The sequence below is a fragment of the Actinoplanes lutulentus genome (assembly GCF_003259845.1).
Lineage (GTDB): Bacteria > Actinomycetota > Actinomycetes > Mycobacteriales > Micromonosporaceae > Actinoplanes > Actinoplanes lutulentus.
This window is the reverse complement of sequence record NZ_QLMJ01000016.1, coordinates 1-18,196: the sequence shown is the minus strand read 5'-3', so window position 1 is coordinate 18,196 and position 18,196 is coordinate 1. Positions and strand designations below refer to the sequence as shown.

The 18,196-nt window shown below is 68.2% G+C and carries 15 protein-coding genes and 1 pseudogene; 11 read left to right on the top strand and 5 right to left on the bottom strand.

The window, feature by feature from the left end; all coding sequences use genetic code 11:
- Window positions 1-969, bottom strand: coding sequence for a quinone oxidoreductase family protein (locus B0I29_RS29705; protein WP_111652425.1), 969 nt, complete (start codon window positions 967-969; stop codon window positions 1-3).
- Window positions 970-1,119: 150 nt separating this feature from the next.
- On the opposite strand from B0I29_RS29705, the gene B0I29_RS29700 reads away from it, so the two are divergent.
- Window positions 1,120-1,542 (top strand): DUF6188 family protein, encoded by a 423-nt coding sequence (locus tag B0I29_RS29700; RefSeq protein ID WP_111652424.1) that lies wholly within the window; start codon window positions 1,120-1,122, stop codon window positions 1,540-1,542.
- A gap of 20 nt (window positions 1,543-1,562) precedes the next feature.
- Here B0I29_RS29700 and B0I29_RS29695 read toward each other — a convergent pair whose 3' ends face one another.
- Together B0I29_RS29695 and B0I29_RS29690 are read right to left on the bottom strand one after the other, a co-directional pair.
- Complete coding sequence (locus B0I29_RS29695; RefSeq protein ID WP_111652423.1) at window positions 1,563-2,843, bottom strand: aminotransferase class I/II-fold pyridoxal phosphate-dependent enzyme; 1,281 nt, start codon at window positions 2,841-2,843, stop codon at window positions 1,563-1,565.
- 270 nt (window positions 2,844-3,113) lie between these two features.
- Complete coding sequence (locus B0I29_RS29690; protein ID WP_111652422.1) at window positions 3,114-3,671, bottom strand: CGNR zinc finger domain-containing protein; 558 nt, start codon at window positions 3,669-3,671, stop codon at window positions 3,114-3,116.
- Window positions 3,672-3,756: 85 nt separating this feature from the next.
- On the opposite strand from B0I29_RS29690, the gene B0I29_RS29685 reads away from it, so the two are divergent.
- The 9 genes and pseudogenes from B0I29_RS29685 to B0I29_RS29645 all read left to right on the top strand — a co-directional run bounded on the left by B0I29_RS29685 (window position 3,757) and on the right by B0I29_RS29645 (window position 14,117).
- Window positions 3,757-4,218, top strand: coding sequence for a mycothiol transferase (locus tag B0I29_RS29685; protein WP_111652421.1), 462 nt, complete (start codon window positions 3,757-3,759; stop codon window positions 4,216-4,218).
- Window positions 4,215-5,309 (top strand): MalY/PatB family protein, encoded by a 1,095-nt coding sequence (locus B0I29_RS29680; protein WP_111652420.1) that lies wholly within the window; start codon window positions 4,215-4,217, stop codon window positions 5,307-5,309. The genes B0I29_RS29685 and B0I29_RS29680 overlap by 4 nt, the downstream gene beginning before the upstream one ends.
- Before the next feature lie 31 nt (window positions 5,310-5,340).
- Window positions 5,341-5,835 carry a GNAT family N-acetyltransferase gene (locus tag B0I29_RS29675; RefSeq protein WP_111652419.1) on the top strand — a complete coding sequence of 165 codons (495 nt, stop codon included), beginning with the start codon at window positions 5,341-5,343 and terminating at the stop codon, window positions 5,833-5,835.
- Between the two features lie 49 nt (window positions 5,836-5,884).
- Complete coding sequence (locus B0I29_RS29670; RefSeq protein ID WP_111652418.1) at window positions 5,885-6,880, top strand: LacI family DNA-binding transcriptional regulator; 996 nt, start codon at window positions 5,885-5,887, stop codon at window positions 6,878-6,880.
- A 117-nt stretch (window positions 6,881-6,997) separates the two neighbouring features.
- Window positions 6,998-9,148, top strand: coding sequence for a carbohydrate-binding protein (locus B0I29_RS29665; protein ID WP_111652417.1), 2,151 nt, complete (start codon window positions 6,998-7,000; stop codon window positions 9,146-9,148).
- A gap of 24 nt (window positions 9,149-9,172) precedes the next feature.
- Window positions 9,173-11,113 (top strand): alpha-galactosidase, encoded by a 1,941-nt coding sequence (locus B0I29_RS29660; RefSeq protein WP_111652416.1) that lies wholly within the window; start codon window positions 9,173-9,175, stop codon window positions 11,111-11,113.
- Between the two features lie 9 nt (window positions 11,114-11,122).
- Window positions 11,123-12,433: an ABC transporter substrate-binding protein gene (locus tag B0I29_RS29655; RefSeq protein WP_111652637.1), complete on the top strand. Its 1,311-nt coding sequence runs from the start codon at window positions 11,123-11,125 to the stop codon at window positions 12,431-12,433.
- Between the two features lie 17 nt (window positions 12,434-12,450).
- Window positions 12,451-13,239 (top strand): annotated as a pseudogene (locus B0I29_RS29650) (carbohydrate ABC transporter permease); the annotation flags it as partial.
- Between the two features lie 65 nt (window positions 13,240-13,304).
- A complete protein-coding gene (locus tag B0I29_RS29645) occupies window positions 13,305-14,117 on the top strand; it encodes a carbohydrate ABC transporter permease (protein WP_111652415.1) in 813 nt (270 codons plus the stop codon).
- A 62-nt stretch (window positions 14,118-14,179) separates the two neighbouring features.
- On the opposite strand, the gene katG is transcribed toward B0I29_RS29645, so the two are convergent.
- Complete coding sequence (katG, locus tag B0I29_RS29640; RefSeq protein ID WP_111652414.1) at window positions 14,180-16,414, bottom strand: catalase/peroxidase HPI; 2,235 nt, start codon at window positions 16,412-16,414, stop codon at window positions 14,180-14,182.
- Complete coding sequence (locus tag B0I29_RS29635) at window positions 16,411-16,857, bottom strand: Fur family transcriptional regulator (RefSeq protein WP_111652413.1); 447 nt, start codon at window positions 16,855-16,857, stop codon at window positions 16,411-16,413. The genes katG and B0I29_RS29635 overlap by 4 nt, the downstream gene beginning before the upstream one ends.
- Window positions 16,858-16,986: 129 nt before the next feature.
- On the opposite strand from B0I29_RS29635, the gene B0I29_RS29630 reads away from it, so the two are divergent.
- The gene (locus tag B0I29_RS29630) at window positions 16,987-17,592 is read left to right on the top strand and encodes a hypothetical protein (protein WP_111652412.1); all 606 of its coding nucleotides are present in this window, start codon (window positions 16,987-16,989) and stop codon (window positions 17,590-17,592) included.
- Window positions 17,593-18,196: the final 604 nt, after the last annotated feature.

Sequence of the window (18,196 nt, the reverse complement as noted above, 5' to 3'; positions counted from 1 at the left end):
TCACGGAATGATCAGCACGCGGCCGAAGGCGGCACGCGACTCGATGTATCGGTGGGCGTCGGCGGCCTCGGAGAGCGGGAACTCGCGATCCAGGACCACGGTCAGCTCGCCGGCGGCGACCCGGGCGATCAGTTTTTCGATGAGAGCCCGGGTACGCGCCGGGTTGAACTGCATCTCGCCGCCGAAATAGACGCCGTTGAGCGTGGCGCTCTTGAACATCAGCGGGCCGATCTTCGGCGGGGTCGCCTCACGGCCGGCCTGGCCCACCCAGCTGATCCGGCCGCGGTAGGCGAGCGCGTTGATGCTGCCTTCGAGCGTGGTGCCGCCGACCGGGTCGAGAACCAGGTCGACGCCGCGGCCGTCGGTGAGCTCCTTGACCCGGGTGACCACGTCGGCGTTCTTGTAGTTGATCGCGTGGTCGAGGCCGAATGTTGCCAGCCTGTCGAGTTTCTCGTCGCTGGACGCCGTGCCGAGCACTGTCGCGCCGGCCTGCTTGGCGAGCTGCACGGCGGCCAGGCCCACCCCACCGGCGGCGGCCTGGATCAGCACGGTCTCGCCGGCGCGTAGACGACCGAATTCGAACAGGCAGTCGTCGGCCGTGCCGAACTCCACCGGAATCCCGGCGGCCAGGCGTGGGTCGAGGCTGTCGGGTACGACGTACACGTCCCGTTCGGCGACGGCTGCGAGTTCCGCGTGCGACCCGTGGGACATGAACGCGACGGCGCGCTGTCCTTCCTTGACGCTGGTGACCCCGGCGCCGACGGCCGCGATCGTGCCGGCCGCCTGATATCCCACGATGTGCGGGACCGAGGCGAGCGGGCTGACCTGCCGGTGCAGCGTGTCGCCGCCCTGCACGCCGACGGCGGCGATGCGCAGCAGCACCTGACCGGCCTTCGGTTCGGGGTCGGGGACGTCCTCGTACCGCAGGACCTCGGGTCCACCGTTCTCGTAGTACACCGACGCTTTCATGCCGTTGATCGTGCCACCGGCGCCGCAGGAGCGCAGGAGAACTCCGGAGCCTGATCGTGGCCTTGATTTAAGGCTCTCTTATGGAACGCGCCACTAGCGTCCTGCCCGTAACAGATGTAACAGCCGGACGAGCCGATCGAGGTGTGTGCCATGTCCTCACTGGAGGCCGCCGCGCGGCCGATCAACGTGCTCGCCGGGCGGGAACTGGAGTTCGTCCAGCTCGGCCACGCCATCGTCCTGGGCTTCTCCGGCGGCCGCCGGGTGGTCATCGAATCCGTAGCCCACCTCTGTGCCGGCCCGCTCGGTGACGACGTGCTCGTCGAACCGGGCTACGACTCCGACGACTCCGCTGCCTCGGACGCCCTGGCCGTGCTCCTCGGCGACGTGGTCCGCGAAGCCCGCGCGGGCTTCGACGGCGAGTTGCGGATCTCCTTCGCCCGCGGCGCCGAGCTGCGCATCGACGCCGACGCGGACGCCGAGTCGTGGGCCGTCACCGGCCCGGACGACTTCCTGATCGTCTGCATGCCCGGCGGCGAACTGGCCGCCTGGGGCGGCGCCACCGCCGGCGCGTAGCCCTCCGAGAGAGACGGGAGTCAGCTCTCGAGTGCGACCACGCGTCGCAGCGCGGTTTCCAGACGGCTCAGGTCGTCGGGAAGGTGAGCAGCGGTGGCGCACAGCCGGAGGCGTGACTGGCCCTCGGGAACGGCGGGAGCGGGCACGGCGGAGGTGTAGATGCCGTCGTCGAGCAGGTGACGCGCCCAGGCGTAACTGCGGAGGGTCTCACCGAGGATCACCGGGACGATCGGCGTCCGGCTGCCGCCGCTGTCCAGGTCGAGATCGTCGATGATGCCGCGCAGCCGGGCGGTGTTCTTCCACATGTTCTCGAGGTGCTCGGGCTCCTCGCGGATGACGCGGACGGTTTCGCGGATCGCCGCGGTGCTGGCCGGCGTGGTCGCGGAGGAGAACATGTACGGCGCGGATCCGTGTTGCAGGTAGTTGATCAGGCCGCGGCTGCCGGCGACGAATCCACCGCCGGACGGGAACGCTTTGCCGAGCGAGCCGGTGATGATGTCGACGGTGGCCGGGTCCACCGCGGCGTGCGAACAGGTGCCCGCGCCGTCCGGCCCGAGCACGCCGATGGCGTGCGACTCGTCGAGCAGCAGGAACGCGCCGTGCCTGTCCTTGACCGTGATCAGTTCGGCGAGAGGGGCGATGTCGCCGTCCATCGAGTAGACGCCGTCGACCGCGACCAGCACCCGGGTTCCGCCGACGGCATGCTTGGCGAGCAGTTCATCGAGGTGGCCGGTGTCGTTGTGCCGGAATCGGATCGTTTTCGCCCCGGACAGCCGGCACCCGTCCAGGATGCTGCGATGTGCTTTGGCGTCGATGATCGCGATGTCGTGCCGGCCGATCAGCGCGGAGATCGCAGCGATGTTCGCGTCATAACCGCTGGAGTACAGCGCCGCCGATGCGGCACCGATGTGCGCTGCCAGTTCCTGCTCGGTGTCGAGATGCAGTTCGAGGGTGCCGGTCATCAGGCGCACTCCGCCGGTGGTGGTGCCCCACCGGTGCGCGGCTTCGGTGGCGGCGGCGACGATGCGCGGGTGCCCGTTCAGCCCCAGGTAGCTGTAGGTGGAGAACAGCAGGAGCTCGCCGCCGGCGAACCCGGCACGCGGCCTCGCCGCGGTGTCCAGTGGCATGCCGAAGCTGTACAGGTTGGCATCCCGGCACTGGTCGATACGTGACATCCACTGTCGTGCCGGCTCGATGTCCAGCAGACCACCCGGCTGGACGTCGTCGGTGTAGCGCGCACCGGCCGGATAGGAGCGGTAGGGGTCGGCGGCGAACGCACGGATTTCGTCGGAGCGCGACAAGTCGTGATTCCTCGATCATGGGGGAGATGGCGACCGAGAACCGACGATAAATTGACGACCTGCGCTGCCGGAAGGCATGTCACCCGAGCTCAGCACAGCGTCCGCCCAGGTCGGACGAGACGGCTGAGCCGTCCTGCCGATCATCTGATACCCCACCGCGCGGACGTCACTGACAGAGCGCCGTCGGGCCGGCTCGGGGACGACACGTTTGGTGCGCCACACCCACTGCGGGTGTGGGCACGCCCGCAGCGGGTGTGGCGCTTGTTTCGATCACCCGTCCAGGCGGGCGGCTTTGCGGGCTCGGTATTCGCGGGCCTTCACCCGGTTGCCGCACTCGCTCATGCCGCACCAGCTGCGTGTTCCGCCGCGTGAGCGGTCCACGAACAGCCGGGTGCACGCCGCTCTCTCGCACTCGCGGACCCGGGGTGGCGTCTCGCCGTACATCTCGCCCAGCAGCGTGACGGCCGCGCGCGCGACCTCGGCGGCGGCGGCGTCCAGGTCGCCGGCGCGCTGCGCGCCCCGAGCGGTCAGGGTGAGCGCGGCAGGCGTTCCGGCTGCGGCTTCATTGAGGGTACGCAGATCGGCCGCGCCCGGGTCGTCGCCGGCGAGCACCCCGCGTACGAGCCGATAGGTGGCCTCTCGGAGTGCCAGCAACCTGGTCAGATCGTCGGTCCCGGAGGCCGGCGGGTCGGTGAGCAGCCCCGCCTCGACGGCCCAGCGGGCGGCCGCACCCGGCGCGTCCAGGCCCTCTTCCGGCTCGGTGCGGCGCCACTTGAGCGTGCCGAGCAGGTCGAGGGCGGCGTTTCCGCTGACGAAGACGAATTGCACGTCACCACCTTGACAGGTGACGGAGGCTTCCTGCAAGGTTCTCGACGTCACCGGCTAAGGGGGTGACGTTGCGGAGGAGAGTGCGTTGATATCCAGGGACGACTATCTGTATTTCGCCGGCCGGGCACTTGACGGCATGACCGGCATCGTCGCCGGGCTCGGGGACGACCTCGCCAACACCCGGCCGCCGCTGCCCGGGGCGAACACGCCGTATGCCCTGCTCACCCACTGCCTCGGCGTGATCGAGTTCTGGTCGGGATCGCTCGTCGCCGGGCGCAGCGTGATCCGGGACAGGGATGCCGAATTCGTCGCCGCCGGCCCGGTTGCCGCGCTGGTCACGGAGGCTTTAGCCGTACGGAAGCGTCTTGAATCGGACGTGCGTGACGCGGAGCCGCAGGCGGCGCTGCGAGGGCGGCCGCCGGAGTCCTTCCAGGGTCCGGACCGGGAGCTGAACCGGGGTGCGGCGCTGATGCACGTCTATGAGGAGCTGGCGCAGCACCATGGCCAGATGGAGATCATGCGAGACGCGATCCGGGCGATGGCATGACCGTTTTCGATTCCCGGGTGGACATTGCGCGGCTACGGTCCGGGCACGGGGTGAAGTGGGGCGCGCTGGAGCCGGGCACACTCGGCGCGTGGGTGGCTGACATGGACTTCCCGGTGGCGCCGGTGATCCGGCAGCGGCTGAGCGAGGTCACCGATCACGGATATCCGCACTGGCCGGGTGGTGATCCGGTGGTGGCGGCGTTCCGCGATCGGATGGTGGCGCGGTTCGGCTGGGAACCCGCGCCCGGCCGGACCCGGGTGTTCACCGATCTGATCCAGATCCTGCAGGTGATCATCGAGGTGGCGACGTCGCCGGGGGACCGGATCGGGGTGTATCTGCCGAACTATCCGCCGTTCCTGGCCAGCATCGCTCGCGCCGGCCGTCAGATCGTGTCCGTTTCTGATCCGGCTGATCTGGCGGGGTGCGCGCTGCTGTTGCTGGTCAATCCGCACAATCCGACCGGCCGGGTCTTTCGTCGCGACGAGCTGGCCGCGCTGGCTGACGCGGCGGCGGAGCACGACGTCATCGTGCTGTCCGACGAGATCCACGCGGACCTGGTGTATGCCGGGCATCAGCACGTCCCGTTCGCCTCGATCAGTGCCGATGCGGCGGCGCGCACGGTGACCGCGACGTCGGCGACGAAGGCGTTCAACATCGCCGGGTTGCGGTGCGCCGTGGCGCATGTGGGTCCGGCGTCGATCCGGGCGGCGCTGGACCGGTTCCCGCTGGACTATTTCGGACAGCCGAGTACGCACGGGCGGGTGGCCACGGTCGCGGCATGGCGCGAGGCGGACGACTGGCTGGCCGGCTTGATGGATGTCCTGACCGCCAACCGTGCCCAGGTCACACGGTGGGCCGCCGCCCTGCCGTGGGACACCCGTTATCGGGAGCCTGCGGGCACCTATCTGGCGTGGCTGGACTTCGCGCCGCTGGGTACCGACCCGGCGGGGTTGCTGGAGGAGAAGGCGCTGGTCAGACTGGGGCGAGGTGCGGACTTCGCACCGGAGACGGCGTCGTTCGTGCGCATCAACTTCGCCACCGGCCCGGACGTCCTCACCCAGATCCTGACCCGGATCACCGAGTTCCTCTGACTCCCATGCACCCGCGCCCCGCAGGAGATCGATGACCACGACCGTCGCCCCGATGACCGGCGAGCATGCCGCGAGCGTTCTGGAGATCTATCGGCTGGGGATCGCGACCGGCAACGCCACCTTCGAGACGGAACCGCCGTCGTGGGAGCGGTTCATCGCGTCCCGGCTGCCCGGGCAGCGCTTCGTCGCTCTCGACGCCGGCGCAACCGTGATCGGCTGGGTTGCCTGCGGTGCGGTCTCGGATCGCCGCGTCTACGCCGGTGTGGTCGAGCACTCGGTGTACGTCCACCCCGGAGCCGGCGGCAGGGGAGTCGGCCGGGCGTTGCTCGACACGCTGATCACCGCCACCGAGGCGGCCGGGATCTGGACCATCCAGTCCGGTGTCTTCCCGGAGAACACCGCGAGCCTGGCCCTGCACGCCGCCTGCGGTTTCCGTACCGTCGGCACCCGCGAACGGGTCGGCCGGCATCATGGCGTCTGGCGGGACGTGGTGCTGATCGAACGCCGCAGCCCCGCCATCGGCTGATCGGGCCGGGCACTAGGGTGGTGACCGTGCGGTCAGGGGGCGGCGGGTCATGAAGCGGGATACGCCGCAGATCCGTGACGTGGCGGCCGCCGCCGGAGTGTCGTACCAGACGGTGTCGAGGGTGTTGAACAACTCGCCGAACGTGCGGCCGGACACCCGGCAGATCGTCCTCGACGCGATGGAGCGGCTGCAGTATCGGCCGAATCGCGCGGCCCGCGCGCTGGGTCGCGGTCGCGCCGGCGCGGTCACCGTGGTCACTGCCAACACCACCCTCTATGGGTACGCCGGAGTGCTGCAGGGCGTCGAAGAGGCGGGCCGTCTGCTCGGGCTGACCGTCGGGGTCCGCGTGGTGGCGTCCGACGCGGCCGTGGACGTGCGTAACGCCGTTGAGTACGTCACCGATCCGAGCTGCGGAAACGTGGTCGTGGTGGCGTTCGACCGGGCCGGTTCCGGCGTGCTGCGGGCGATGCCGGACGGCGTGCCGATGGTGGCCGCGACCGAGGCCGGCGGGCTGCCCGGAGTGGACCGGCCGATGATCTTCCTGGACGAGCGGCAGGCCGCCGCGGACGCCACCCGGCACCTGCTCGGCCTCGGCCATCGGACCGTCCATCATGTGGCGATCCCGTCCGAGGTCCGGGACAGCGCCCGGCAGAGCGGCTGGCGGCTCGCGCTGGAGCAGGCCGATGCTGAGGTGCCCGAGGTGCTGCCGGCCGGATGGGACCTGGCGAGCGCCCACGCGGCCGGGAAGTACCTGGCGAACGACAGCAGCGTCACCGCGATCCTGTGCGGCAACGACGACACCGCCCTCGCGGTGCGACGGGCACTGCACGAGGCCGGCCGTGACGTGCCGGGTGACGTGAGCATCGTCGGATTCGACGACGTGCCGGGCGCTGCGTACTGGACGCCGGCGCTGACCACGGTCCGGATGGATTTCGTGGCCCTGGGCCGGGCGTGCGTCGCGGCGGTGGTCGAGGGAGCGGAGCAGGTTCGCCTGGACCCACCGAGTTTGGTGATCCGCGAGTCGACCGCCGCACCGCGCGGCTGACGGAACGCTCCACGTAACAAAACCGTAACGTGCTCTTCCGCCCGATGCGTGTGACCGGTCACACTCGACCCACTCACCCGCTCGTGTGACCGGTCACATCTCCAAGAGGAGACCCCCGTGCGATCGAGACACATCACCGCCTCCGCGCTGGCCGCCGCCGTCCTGGCGGCCAGCCTCCCCGCCACACCGGCCCATGCCGCCCCGTCCCAGTTCACTGTCGACCTGGCCGCCTCCACCGGCGCGCTGCGGTACGGCGCCACCGGATTCCTCTACGGTCTCGGCGACGAGGGCATCCCCACCGAGACCATGCTCGCCGCCCTGAAACCTCAGGTCACCGCCCAGAAAGCGCCCGACGGCCTGCAGCACCCGAACGGCGACGCCCTGAAGATCGCGCCGATGTTCAAGCGGGCCGGCGGCCGCGACATCCAGATCTACATGCAGGACGTCTACCAGCAGTGGCCGTACGAGAACCTCGGCATCACCGACTATCTCGCCAAGGTCGACACGATGACCCGCAAGGTGGTCGCCGACCCGTACCGCAGCTCGTACGTCTACGTGCCGTTCAACGAGCCCGACCAGATCTGGTACGCCGGGAACCTGAACGGCCTGCTCGCCGACTGGAAGAGCGTCTTCCAGAAGATCAGGTCGATCGACCCGTCAGCGCGGATCGCCGGCCCGGGTTTCGCGGCCTATCGGTCGGCGGATCTGCGGGCGTTCCTCACCTACGCCAAGGCGAACAACGTGCTGCCGGACGTGATGGCCTGGCACGAGCTCGGCGACGACTTCTACACCAGCTGGCAGCAGCACTTCGACGACTACCGGGCGATCGAGACGAGCCTGGCGATCAGCGCGCGCCCGATCACCATCAACGAGTACGGCCGGTCCAGCGGCGACCTCGGCGTGCCCGGCAACCTCGTGCAGTTCGTGGCGAAGTTCGAGGCCAGCAAGGTGGACGGCTGCCTCGCGTACTGGACCACCGCGGGTGGCCTGAACGATCTGGTCACCCGCAACAACCAGGCGACCGGCGCGTGGTGGCTGTACCAGTGGTACGGCGCTCTGACCGGCAACACTGTCGCTGTCACGCCGCCGTCGCCGAGTGGGTCGCTGCAGGGCCTGGCGGCCCTGGACGCGAGCAAGAAGCAGGCGCGGGTCATTCTGGGCGGCAACAATCCCGCTTCAGGTGTGTACGACACGAACGTCGTGGTCCGTGGCATTCCGGCATTTCTCGGGTCCACCGTCCACGCGACGGTCTGGGGTGTCGACGCGTCGGGAACCAACCCGTCGGCCGGGCCCTATGTGGTCAAAGAGGGCGACTTCACGGCTTCCGGCGGTCAGGTGACGGTGCCGTTGACGGGGCTGAAGGGCCAATCCGCGTACCACGTGATTCTGACGCCGGACCGGGACCTGACGACGGCCGTGAGCAGCCGCTACGAGGCGGAATACGCCGCCCTCGGCGGCACTGCCAAGGTCACGTACGGGACGAACAGCGGGTACTCGGGGACCTATTTCACCGAGGGTTACGGAGCCAGCAGCACGGCGAGCACCGGATTTGTGGTGACCGCGCCGGCCGACGGCTACTACAACCTGGCGCTGCGGTACGCGGCCGGGCCCTACACCGGCGCGCCGGCCAACCGGTCGGTCCGGTTGCGCGTCAACGGCGCTGATCTGACCGATGTGAGCCTGCCCGGCACCGCGAATTGGAACACCTGGAACACCGTCACCACGAAGGTCTATCTGCCGGCCGGGATCAACCGGATCGACTATCGCGCTTTTGCCGGTGACGACCGGGATGCCGTGAATCTCGATTATCTGGATCTGTCGGCTGCCACGGGTGTCGTTTCCGCGTACGAAAGCGAAAGCGTGAGCAACACGCTCAGCGGGACCAGCGTGGTGGTGAGTGATACGGCCGCCTCGGGCGGCCGATATGTGGGCTGGATCGGCGCCGGCGCGGGCAACACGCTGCGCTTCAACGGCGTGAGCGCGCCTGCGGCCGGGAGATATCGCCTGGTCGTGAGCTATGCGAACGCCGAAGTGGTCGGTGAGCACGCCTACAACAACAACATCGTGGATCGGTACGCCGAGATCAGCGTCAATGGTGGCGCCGTGAAGAAGGCGTTCTTCCGCAACACCCTGGCGTGGAATACCTATCGGACCGCGATCGTCGATGTCGACCTGGTCGCGGGTGCCAACACCATCACGTTCGGCAATGCCTCCAGCGGTTTCGCGCCGAACATCGACCGCATTCAGGTCGCCGCAGTCCTCGGCTGAGGATATCCAAAGGAGAAACACAAGGTGCGTTGGGGAAATCTGGTCATCGACACGCCCGCGGACGGACCGGCGCGGCTGCGTGGCACCGGGCAGCCGCTCGTCGAGATCCTGATCGCGGGGGAGGGCCGTGATCATGTGTCCCGGCGCTTCTCGGAGACCTCGATCGGTCGCCGGCTGCGGATCACCGAGGTCACACCGGATGTGATCACGCAGCGTGACGAACGGACCGGGCTCATCGCGCGGCTGACGCTGCGTCGCACCGACGGCGGCGTGCAGGCCCGCACGACGGTGACCAACGACGGCGCCGAGCCGATCCTGCTGCTCGGCGTCACCTCCCTGGTGGTCGGGCTGCCGGCGAACCCGGACGATCTCGACCTGCTCACCGGTGACAGCGAGTGGCTGGGTGAGGGCCGGTGGACCCGGCGTCCGCTCCGCGATGTGGTGCCCGACCTGCACCTTCGAGCGCACGGCCAGGACGGCCGGGGCTGTCACAGTGTGATCAGCTCCGGCACCTGGTCGACCGGTACGCACCTGCCCGGCGGGGCCCTGATCGGCTCGGACACCGAGATCCACTGGCAGATCGAGCACAACGGGCCGTGGCGGTTCGAGGTGGGTGAGCGCCGGGACGGCGTCTACCTGGCGTTGCTCGGCCCGACCGATGTGGACCACCAGTGGCGGCAGTGGCTGGCGCCGGGGGAGTCGTTCACGACGGTCCCGGTGTCGGTGGCCTCGTCCATCGAGGGCTTGACCGCGCATCGGCGGGCCCTGCGCCGCTCCGCGCCCGATCACACGATCATCTTCAACGACTACATGAACACGCTGATGGGTGATCCGACCACGGCGAAGCTGCTGCCGCTGATCGACGCGGCGGCCGCCGCCGGCGCCGAGGTCTTCTGTGTGGACGCCGGCTGGTACGACAACGGCACCGACTGGTGGGACAGCGTCGGCGAATGGCAGCCGTCGCAGACCCGGTTCCCCTCCGGGCTCGAGGAGGTGATCGGCCGGATCCGCGGGCACGGGATGATCGCCGGTCTGTGGCTGGAGCCGGAGGTGATCGGGGTGCGCAGCCCGATGGCCGACAAGCTTCCCCTCGAAGCGTTTCTGCAGCGTGGCGGGGTGCGGGTGGTCGAGCACGGCCGGTACCACCTGGATCTGCGGCACCCGGCCGCGGTCGCGCATCTTGACGAGGTGGTCGACCGGGTGGTCGAGCAGTTCGGGGTGGGCTATTTCAAGCTGGACTACAACATCGATCCCGGTGTGGGGACCGATCTTGACGCGGAGAGCCCTGGTGCCGGGTTGCTCGGGCACAACCGGGCGCATCTGGCGTGGCTCGTTGGTGTGCTTGATCGGCATCCCGGGCTGATCTTGGAGAATTGTGCGTCCGGGGGGATGCGGGCTGATCAGGCGCTGCTGCAGCGGACGCATCTGCAGTCGACAAGCGACCAACAGGATTTCCGGATTTATCCGCCTATCGCGGTGGCGGCGCCACTGTCGATGCTGCCGGAGCAGGCGGCCAGCTGGGCGTATCCACAGCCGGAGATGAGCGACGAGGAGATCGCGTTCACGATGTGCACCGGGATGCTCGGGCGGTTGTATCTGTCCGGGCGGCTGGACGCCATGTCGGTTTCTCAGGCGGCTCTGGTGCGCGACGGGGTTGATGCCTACCGGGAGATCCGTTCGGTGTTGCCGCGATCAGTTCCGGTCTGGCCACTCGGGTTGCCGGGGTGGGACGACGGGTGGCTCAGCCTCGGGCTGCGGGTGGGGGGCACCACCTATCTCGGTGTCTGGCGGCGGCCGGGCGCTTCGTTCGAGGTCGACCTTCCGCTGCCGGATATCGCCGACGTCGAGGTTCTTTATCCGCGAACGCTGCCGGGGTGGGCGTACTCCTGGGAAAACGGCTCCCTCAGCGTGAGCACCGACAGTTCTTATTCTGCTCGCATCTTCCGTCTCACTTCACATTTCTAAGGAATGGCGATGAAACGTTGGATCAGCGCCGTCAGCGCGCTTCTGCTCACCGTCGGGCTCACCGCCTGCACCGACCCGGGCGCCGAGGAGAGCGCCACCGATCCGGGTTCGATCACCTGGCCGGACGCCACCGCGAAGCTGGACGGGGTGAAGCTGACCATCTGGGCCGCGCAGAACAGCAACACCGTCCCGACCGCGGTGATCAAGGGATTTCAGGCGGCCACCGGCGCAAGTGTCGAGGTCGTGACCATCCCCGACCCCTATGAGCAGGGTATTCAGACCAAGGTCGCGACCGGGGACAAGCCGGATCTGGCATTCTGGCAGCCGACGGCGTCGATGCTGACCGCGCTGAACGCGAAGACGAACCTGCAGTCGCTGGACGGGGCGCCGTGGCTGTCGAAAGTCGATCCCGCGCTGGTCGATATAACCGGTATTCTGGATAAAACGCGATATGCCGCTCTGGTCACCAGCCCGGCTGTGGAGGGGGTGTATTACAACAAAGAGGTTTTGGCGGGGGCCGGGATTTCGTCGTTGCCCACGTCTTTCGACGAGCTTGTGGAAACGGCCCGTTCCTTGAAGGCGAAGAACATCACCCCCTTCTACGAAATGGGCGCCGACCGCTGGGCCACCCAATGGTGGGTTCAGATCCAGCTCGCCGACGCCGCGAAAGCCGGCCTCTGGGACCGGATCAACACCGGCCAGGAGAAGTTCACCGACGCCACCGTTCTGGACACCGTCAAGCGGTACGACGCCCTGATCAAAGAAGGACTGTTCAATAGCGACATCAAGACCGCGAAGTTCGAGGACCAGGGCACCGCGCTGCTCGACGGCAAGGCCGCCATGGTCGTTCAGGTCAACTCGTTCTTCGGCCAGCTGCAGGCAAAAGCGGACACCGCCACTCTGGATAAGAAGATCGGCTTCTTCCCGATCGCGCCGTCCGGCAACGTCGGCACGTTCATCCCGGACCAGTCGAACGCCCTCGTCGCCTTCAAGACCGGCGACGCCAAGCGGGAGGCGGCGGCGCGGCAGCTGCTCTCCTACTGGATGGGTCCGGGTTATCAGGACTTCATCACCGTCCGTAACACTGTGTCACTGCAGACGGGTGTGTCGAATCCGCCGGGCGTACCGCAGGCGCTGCTCGACGTGCACGCCGCGGTCGGCGCGTCGGCCGGGTCGATGCAGGCCCTGGCCGTCGCCAACCCTGACCTGTACCTGAACCTGGCCGACATGATCGCCGGGACGATGACGCCGGAGCAGGTCGCCGAGGCCACCCAGAAGCAGTTCGAACAGCTCGCGAAGGCTGCTGGTTACCTGAAGTGACCGCCACGGCTCTGACGATGACCCGGGCGCGGCCTGCGCCGAGCCCGGGCACCATCACGCGACGCACGCATCCGCTGTGGTTCCTCCTGCCCGCGTACGCCCTGCTGCTCCTGTTCTTCGTCCTGCCGACGGTCTACCAATTCATCTACGCCTTCACCGACTGGTCCGGGTTCAAGGCCTCGATCAACCCGGTCGGCCTGGACAATTTCGGTCAGCTGGCCTCCGACGGCACGCTGTTCCGTGCGCTGCGGATCACCGTCGTCTACGCCGTACTGGTCGCGATCTTCCAGAACCTGTTCGGTTTCGGTCTGGCCGTCCTGCTGGAACGCGACACCGTGATCAACCGGATCGCCCGGACGTTCTTCCTGATCCCGGTGCTGATGTCGGCGCTGGCCGTCGGCTACATCTTCCAGGCGCTGTTCAAGGGGACCGGCCTGCTGGCCGACACCACCTGGACCATCGTGGTGGTCTCGCTGATCCACGCGTGGAAGTGGATGGGTCTCGCGATGCTGATCTACCTGGCCGGTCTGAAGACCATCCCGCTCGACGTGCTGGAGGCGGCCCGGATCGACGGCGCCTCCCGGTGGCGGACGTTCTGGAGTGTGCGCGCGCCGCTGCTCGCCCCGGCCGTGACGTTCAATGTGGCGACCGCGCTGCTCGGGTCGATGAACGGGTTCGACGTGGTGCAGGCGACGACCGGCGGCGGGCCGGCCCGGACCACCGAGCTGCTGAACATCTTCATCTACCGCACGTTCGGCCAGGGGCTGTTCGCGCAGGCCACCACGATGAGCCTGGTGCTGTTCCTGATGGTCGTGGTGTTCGCGTTCCCGGTCATCCGGTTGCTGCGCGCGCGAGAGAGGTCGATGTCGTGATGAAGCGTGGTGTGCAGCCGGTTTTCACGGTCCTTCTGACGGCCGTGGTGATCGGGATTCCGTTGTGGCTGGTCATAGCCACCGCCGGCAAATCGCAGGGCGAGGCGATCGACCCCGACCTCAGCGCGCCCTCGTCCTGGCAGCTGCTGGCGAACATGAAACAGGTCTGGACCGACGCCGACGTGCCGGCCGCGTTCCTCGGCAGCCTGCTCATCGTGGTGCCGACCGTGGCTCTCGTCCTGATCCTCGGCTCGATGGCGGCGTGGGTCCTGGCCCGGCGTTCTTCACGGATCACAGGCCTTTTGTACGCGTTGGGAATCAGCGGGATCATCCTCCCGCCGGCCGTGGTCACCGTGGTCCTGCTGCTGCGCCAGCTGGGCCTGGCCGGAACGGCGATCGGGATGATCGGCGTCTACCTGGGCATCTATCTGTCCACGGTGATCTTCTTCGTCACCGGGTTCGTCCGGACGATCCCGGCCTCGCTGGAGGAGGCGGCGCAGATCGACGGCGCCGGGCCGGTAGCGGTGTTCCGGCGGATCGTGCTGCCGCTGCTGCGCCCGGTGCTCGCCACCGCCACGATCCTGATCTGCCTGTACGTCTGGAACGACGTGTTCTACGCGTTCTTCGTGGTCGGCGGGCGGCTCGACACGTTGCCGCTGAACCTGTTCCGGGTGGCCAGTGCGGGGCTCTACCTGAACAACTGGCATCTGATCTTCGCGTACGTGATCCTGATGAGCCTGCCGCTGGTGGTGGTGTTCGCGGTCGCCCAGCGCAAGATCATCTCTGGGATCACCGGTGGAGCGGTGAAGTAGTAGTTATGGGGCGAAGCCCCGGCTGATCCGCAACCATCAACCGGGGCTTCACTGCGTCACACTCAGACCAGGTCGTAACGGTCCAGCTCGGTGACCTTCGTCCACGCCTTGACGAAGTCGTTGACGAACTTCTCGGTGGCGTCGGAGCTGGCGTACACCTCGGCCAGGGCCCGCAGCTGCGAGTTCGAGCCGAAGATGAGGTCGACCACCGAGGCGGTCCACTTCACCTCACCGGTGGCGAGGTCCTCGATGTCGTACACGTGCTCGGTGTCCGACGCCTTCCACTTCGTACCCGGCGAAAGCAGGTTGACGAAGAAGTCGTTGGTGAGGACACCCGGCTTGTCGGTCAGCACACCGTGCGTGCTGCCGGCGAAGTTGTTGCCGAGCGCGCGCAGGCCACCGACCAGGACCGTCGCCTCCGGCGCGGTCAGGTTCAGCATGTACGCGCGGTCGATCAGCAGGATCTCCGGCTGGGTCTTCTCGCCCGGGCGCAGGTAGTTGCGGAAACCGTCGGCGCGGGGCTCCAGAACGCGGAACGACTCGACGTCGGTCTGCTCCTGGCTGGCGTCGGTACGGCCGGCCCGGAACGGCACGGTCACCTCGACACCGGCGTCCTTCGCGGCCTTCTCGACGGCGGCGTTACCGGCCAGCACGATCAGGTCAGCGAGGGAGATCTTGGCGCCACCGGCGGCGTTGAACTCCTGCTGGATCTTCTCGAGGGCGTCGACCACCGGGATGACCGGCTGGTTGACCTCCCAGCTGCGCTGCGGCTCGAGGCGGATGCGGGCGCCGTTCGCGCCACCGCGCTTATCGGTGGAACGGTACGTGGCGGCCGACGCCCAGGCGGCGGAGACCAGCTGCGCGACCGAGAAGCCGGAGTCGAGGACCTTCGCCTTAAGTGCGGTGACGTCCGCGTCGCCGACGAGCTCGTGGTCGACGGCCGGGGTCGGGTCCTGCCACAGCTGAGCCTCGGGCACCCACGGGCCGAGGAAGCGGTCGACCGGGCCCATGTCACGGTGCAGCAGCTTGTACCAGGCCTTGGCGAAGGCCAGCGCGAACTCGTCCGGGTTCGCCAGGAAGCGGCGCGAGATCTTGTCGTACGCCGGGTCGACGCGCAGCGACAGGTCGGTCGTCAGCATCGTCGGCTTGTGCTTCTTGGCGCCGTCGAACGCGTCCGGGATGATCTCGTCGGTGGTCTTGGCGACCCACTGCTTCGCGCCGGCCGGGCTCGTGGTCAGTTCCCACTCGTAGCCGTAGAGGATCTCGAAGAAGCGGTTGCTCCACTCGGTCGGCTTGTCGGTCCAGGTGACCTCGAGGCCGGAGGTGATGGCGTCGGTGCCCTTGCCGCTGGCGTGGGTGCTCAGCCAGCCGAGGCCCTGCGCCTCGATCGGCGCGCCCTCGGGCTCGGCGCCGACGTGGTCGCCGGCCGGGGCCGCGCCGTGGGTCTTGCCGAACGTGTGACCACCGGCGATCAGCGCGACGGTCTCCTCGTCGTTCATCGCCATCCGGGCGAAGGTCTCCCGGATCACGTGCGCCGCGGAGAGCGGGTCGGCGTTACCGCGCGGGCCCTCCGGGTTCACGTAGATGAGGCCCATCTCGGTCGCGCCGACGCCCTCGGGCAGCGCGTTCTCGTCGAGGTAGCGGGCGTCGCCCAGCCAGGTGTCCTCGGGACCCCAGAAGATCTCCTCGGGCTCCCACACGTCGACGCGGCCGAAGCCGAAGCCGAAGGTCGTGAAGCCCATCGACTCCAGGGAGACGTTGCCGGCGAGAACGAGCAGGTCAGCCCAGGAGACCTTCTGGCCGTACTTGGCCTTGACCGGCCAGAGCAGGCGGCGCGCCTTGTCCAGGTTCGCGTTGTCCGGCCAGCTGTTCAGCGGGGCGAAGCGCTGCCCGCCGTCACCGGCGCCACCGCGACCGTCCTGGATGCGGTACGTGCCCGCCGCGTGCCAGCTCAGACGGATCATCAGGCCGCCGTAGTGGCCGAAGTCAGCCGGCCACCAGTCCTGCGAGCTGGTCAGAACCTCGGTGATGTCGCGCTTGAGGGCCTCGACGTCGAGCTTCTGGAACTCCTTGGCGTACGCGAAGCTCTCGCCGAGGGGGTTGCCCTTCGCCGAGTGGGCGTGCAGGACCGACAGGTCGAGCTGATTCGGCCACCAGTCACGGTTGGTGCGCGGGCGGCCGCCGGTCTTCGGGGTCGGCGCGTCGATCGCCGGGTTCTCGCTCTCGCTTCCGCTCGCGGTCACGGAGTCGTGCGCCACCGGGCACTTGCCCGCTGCGCTGTCCTGGGTGTCGCTCATGTGCTTCCTTCTTCCGAACTGGCGGTGTTGGGGGTCAAGCAGCTGGGGCAAACACCCCAATAGACGACCTCCGCCTCGTCGATCACGAACCCGTGATCGTCGGAGGCGGTGAGACAGGGGGCATGGCCGACCGCACAGTCGACATCGGCGATCGCGCCGCAGGAGCGGCACACCACGTGGTGGTGGTTGTCACCCACCCGCGACTCGTAGTGGGCGATCGCGCCGGCGGGCTGGATGCGACGCACCAGTCCGGCATCGGTGAGCGCACGTAGCACATCGTAAACCGCCTGGTGAGAGACGGCAGGAAGATCCGCCCGTACGAGTGCGATCACCGCGTCGGTGTCGATGTGAGGGTGGTCCCGCAGCGCGGCGAGCACCGCGAGCCGGGGCCGGGTGACGCGCAACGAAACCGCCCGAAGCTGTGCCTCAAGGTCGGCCGTCATGGCGAAGACCTTAGGGCAGTTTTCTGGAATGAATCAAGTTTCGTAACCTATGTGTCGGCGGGCACACCACTTCTTGGGTACGCCTTATCGGCGCGAACAGCTTGTTCCTGTGGATTACCGTCCGTCCTCGTGAAGCTCGCGCGCGCCGCGTTGATGTCCTTCGCCGTGGTGGACGTGGCCGCCACGGTGCTGGCGGTCGGCCATTACGAGGACCGGATCACGGTGGTGACCCACGGCCGGCCGGACATCGGCCTGGCTTTCTATGCCTACGGGCTCGCGGAGTTCGTTCTGGGCCGCGACGTGCTGACGATCGCCGGGGCGGTCTGGGTGTTCGTGCTGGTGGCGGCCCTGACCCTGACCTGGCGGGTGCTGCGCCCTCGCCGGCAGGCGCCAGTTGCGGGCAGGCGAGCGCTAGTTCCGAGCGGGCGCGCACTCGTTGCGGGCGGCCGGGTGCTCGTTTCGGGCGGGCGCGCATTCGTTGCGGGCGGCCGAGTGCTCGTTTCGAGCGGGCGGGTGCTGCGTGAGGAGCGGCCGGTTCTCGTCATCGCCGGGGTGTTGGTAACGGTGCGGGCGGTGCACTACGCGCTCACGGCCCCGCCCAGCCCGATCATCGACGGCCTGCTGAACACTCGCCCGATCGCCTATCCGCTGTGGACTGTGGCAGCGGTGGCGGTGGTGGTGGCCGCCGCGCGCCTGGCCGCCCAACTCCGCGAGCGGGCCCCCGGGCCCGCATGATCCCGGCAGGGAGCGCGCCCGCGTGATGCTGGCAGGGCAGCGCCACAACCGGAGCCGGCCTCGGACCGTGACAGCCCCGCGTCGCCGGGATTGTGTGTCGAGTCGGGGTTCGCTCCGCACCTGAATCCAACACAGTGCAGGGTCCGCGTGCTGGTGTGTCGAGTTCGGGTTCGCTCACACCCGCTCCACACTCGAACTCGACACACGCCCCGGAAACCGCTGGCCCGTGTCGAGTTGAGGCGTGATCCGCACCCAAAACCGACACCCACGACTGGTGCCTGCAACGCTTCGTAGCGGGGCCATCCTCTCAGCTGACGTGGCCAGCCCTCGTTGCATAGCCCAGCCGAGCGGTAGCCCAGCCGAGCCGTAGCTCAGATCGGTTATCGGCTGCTCATTCGGTGGCTGGGCTACGGCCGGCTCGGCTCAGCCGTAGTTCAGTAACGGTATCGACCTTTCGTAACAGGGCTGGGCTACGGCTCGGGTTCTGGTGCCGGGTGGGGCAGGGACGGGCCGATGCTCCTATGGATGTCAAGTGGTGGGTGGGGTGTGGTTGGTGGTGATGATTTGGTAGATCTCGCGTGCTATGTAGCGTTTGAGGCAACGG